We start from the raw sequence: 1,227 nt of genomic DNA on the forward strand, positions 1-1,227 counted from the left end.
GAAGATACCGTCTTGGCCGTCAAGTAGAAAAAGCGTAATCAGGCCTATAAGGTTGCCGCGTCTTGAGCACACCGAAGCACAGATGTACCACCTTGCGCATGCAGGCGCCCAGGGCCGACATCTTGGTCTTGCCCGCGGCCAACAGCCGTTGATACAACGCCCGAACATGGGGGTTGTGTTTGGAGGCAACGACGCCGGCCATGTACACCTTGGCCCGTACGTCTGCAGGACCCGCCTTGGACATGCGGCTGCGTCCTCGCAGCGATGTGCCTGACTGCCGCTGCACGGGAACCAAGCCCAGATACGCCGCCAGATCCTCTGCACACTTGAACTGATGCGTGCGCATCACCCTGAGCATGGTTCTGGCCACCTTCGGACCAACACCGGGGATGGTCGACAGCAGCTTGGTGTCGTCCTTCAGGTCAGGATGACGGTCGATGTGATCGTCAATGGCCTTCTCAAGACGAGCGATCTCCTTGTCATAGAAGCTCAAGGTATCGCTGATCGAACGCTCCACCAGCTCCGAGGCCGCGCTGGCCTCGATCTTCTCCTGGCGGTTCATCGTGCGCAGCCGGTCCTTGGACAACGCTTCCAGTTGGGTGATTAAGGCACGTAGTTCGCGCACATGCGCCGGTGGGGGCTGCCAGGCCGCAGGCCTCATCGCCACGCCATAACGAGCCAGCACCAGGCTGTCGAGCGCATCCGTCTTGGAGCGCATCGCCAACGCCCGACTGAAGTCGTGCACGTTGGCCGCGTTGGCAACCGACACCGTTATGCCGCCGTCATGCAGCGTCGTGGCGGCCTGCTCGTGATAAGGGCCTGTAGCTTCCAGCACGGCGTGGACCTGGTCGGCCGCCACCCCATGCTTGGTGCACCATCGAACCAGTTCCTGTACACCGTCCCGGCTATTAAGGACAACCTTACTCTTGCGCTTGTCGTTCTCTGGATCCAGCAGCAGCGTGCAGTCCAGCTTCAGCTTGGAGACATCAATACCCAGATAGATCATCGTTCATACCCCCTCATACACAGAAAGTATGCCAACTGCGCCCACTTACCTTGTGCATGCAGGGTCAAACCCTAGGCTACCGTCCAGTGTCCGCGATGGCGTCAGAGGTGAGAGACAGGGGTTTAGTCTTCAGAACAGGGTCGACCACCTAAGGGAGCCGCAGAAACTCACCTGTCTCTCGTGGAATGGTAGCTAACCATTCCAGGGCTCAAGATACAAGG

1 protein-coding gene is annotated in these 1,227 nt (G+C 59.3%); it reads right to left on the reverse strand.

Features of this window, described 5'->3' with window-relative positions:
- Nucleotides 1-19: 19 nt before the first annotated feature.
- Nucleotides 20-1,006 (reverse strand): IS110 family RNA-guided transposase, encoded by a 987-nt coding sequence (locus tag HV765_RS31630; RefSeq protein ID WP_175172201.1) that lies wholly within the window; start codon nucleotides 1,004-1,006, stop codon nucleotides 20-22.
- Between the last annotated feature and the right edge of the window lie 221 nt (nucleotides 1,007-1,227).

It is taken from the genome of Achromobacter kerstersii, from assembly GCF_902859595.1.
GTDB lineage: Bacteria > Pseudomonadota > Gammaproteobacteria > Burkholderiales > Burkholderiaceae_B > Achromobacter > Achromobacter kerstersii.